Below are 2,052 nucleotides of genomic sequence, written 5' to 3' on the forward strand. Positions count from 1 at the left end.
ATGCCGGCGAGCGTGGCCCGGCGATCGAGATGTCCTGGCAAGGGGTTCGGGAGTTGGGCGTCTGGTCAAAGCCGGGCGGCGCGCCGTTCCTGTGCATCGAACCCTGGCACGGCCTTGCAAGCCCGGTGGATTTCGATGGTGATTTTGTCGACAAACCAGGCCTGATGCTGATCGCGCCGGGTGCAAGTCGCGTGATGAGCTATCAGGTACGTCTGCTGCCAATAGCCAATTGGAGTGCGCTCAGTGAATTCTGAAACGATCGAGATCTACCATCCACGTGGTGTTTCAAATTTGGGCCAATGGGACATTGGTGGTCTCAAGCTCAAAGTCTATGGTCTCGTCGCAGACAACAGAAAGATCGACGAACCCATGGCGACTCTGGCGCAGTCATTCGTGCGACAGGAGGTTCTGCCGCGTGTGGCGGACGAGGGTGACGAGAATGGCATGGGCTTTGTGATCATTCATCCTGGTGAGCTCGGTGTGTCCATCTTAGCTCACTGGTGGATACAGGGTTCGGTGCTTTGTCAGCACATCTATCGGAAGCTGTATTCCGCAACCGAACCGATGGACACGGTTAAGAGACCTGTTATTGCCTGTGTTTGGGAATTGGCTCTGATGAATGCCGAGCAGGAAGCTTGGCGAAAAACGATGATGAAAGGCGAGCCCAATCCATTGGGATACATGGGCGCTTGGGCTGACTTCGAAGCTGCATAGAGGCTGCTCATGATCGACTATTGCGTGGTCGCCCAGATCGTCGGTGCCCAATGAAGCTGTACTTCAGCCGCAATCCCAATCCTCGATTGGCGGTCGCGATCGCACGCTATCTCGAAACGAAACTGGACTTCGAATTCGCCTCGCCATTCGCTGCCGGGCAAATGGAGAAATTTCGCCGGTTAAATCCCAACCTCTCACTGCCCATCCTTGTGGATGATGAGGGAAAGAGCCTCTGGGAGGCAGACGCCATAGCCTGCAGGCTGTCGCGCCACGCGCATTCGGATTTCTGGCGCACCGGCGATGACGAACCTGAGATGATCCGGTGGCTCAGCTGGGGCAAGGAGCACTTCGCACTCGCTTGCGACACGGTGCATTTCGAACGTGGGACGAAACAGCGGTACGGCATCGGCCCGATCGATCAGAAGCGGGTGGAGGAGGGCCTGAACCAATTCCATACGGCTGCGGCAATACTCGACGCCGTGCTTGCCGAGCGGCAGTGGCTGGTCGGCAATTCGGTTTCCTATGCCGATTTTCGAATGGCGACCTTCCTACCGTTCAACGACGCCGCCAGACTGCCGCTCGACGATTATCCCTCTGTCAGCCGCTGGTACCGTCGACTTGAAGACATCGACGCCTGGCGTGACCCTTTCAAAGGGATGGATGCACCCGAATTGCCGCCGGTGCCGCAAATGGCCGTCGCGGATCAGCGGTGAGAACGCGCGCGAAGAGCAGCGCAGCAGGCCGAGCCTACCAAGGCGATGATGTGCGGGGGACCGGATGAATATCTATGTCCTGAGCGTGATCGAAGGACAGGAATGGGTCCTTCCTCGGCAGGCGGACGACTACCAGCTGTTTTCGACGCTCTGCGGCCGGAAGCAGACACAATGGCATCCGCCCAGGATGGAGATCCTGCGCGAACACGACGACGGTACGCTCCGGCAATATTCAGATTTTCCATGGCTTGGCGAGCATGTGCTCATCCTGCGAGCGAGGGCGTCGAAGTTGCTTCGGCCAACCCTCCAACCATACGGTGAATTCCTGCCGCTTCCTGCTGACGAGCCAATATCGCTCTTCAATGTCACCACCGTGATCGATGCACTGGACGAGGAACGTTCAAAGATCGTTCGCTTTGACGATGGCGGCGTCATGGTGATCGAAAGCCTCGTCCTTCGAGCGGACGCAATCGGCGGTACCGAGATATTCAAGCTGCCCGAGCGTGCCGACGGGGTGCGAACATCCGATATTTATCTGCAGGAGACGATCGTACGCCGGATCGGGGAGCTTGGGCTCAAGGGCATTGCTTTCAACCTGGTCTGGAGCGACCATCCGGTCGGACGA

General features: G+C 57.9%; 3 protein-coding genes and 1 pseudogene. All 4 read left to right on the plus strand.

The genetic code is table 11. From position 1 onward, the window contains the following. Window positions 1-254, plus strand: a pseudogene (locus tag ENZ75_RS29960) (aldose 1-epimerase family protein); the annotation flags it as partial. Further along, complete coding sequence (locus ENZ75_RS35410; protein ID WP_013531514.1) at window positions 244-714, plus strand: hypothetical protein; 471 nt, start codon at window positions 244-246, stop codon at window positions 712-714. The pseudogene ENZ75_RS29960 and the gene ENZ75_RS35410, both read left to right, overlap by 11 nt. 50 nt (window positions 715-764) lie before the next feature. Continuing rightward, window positions 765-1,427: a glutathione S-transferase family protein gene (locus ENZ75_RS29970; protein WP_063168038.1), complete on the plus strand. Its 663-nt coding sequence runs from the start codon at window positions 765-767 to the stop codon at window positions 1,425-1,427. A gap of 64 nt (window positions 1,428-1,491) precedes the next feature. Next, the coding region (locus ENZ75_RS29975) for a DUF1629 domain-containing protein (RefSeq protein WP_128278552.1) at window positions 1,492-2,052 on the plus strand (561 nt) is incomplete at its 3' end.

It is taken from the genome of Mesorhizobium sp. M7A.F.Ca.CA.002.04.1.1 (assembly GCF_004022805.1).
GTDB lineage: Bacteria > Pseudomonadota > Alphaproteobacteria > Rhizobiales > Rhizobiaceae > Mesorhizobium > Mesorhizobium ciceri.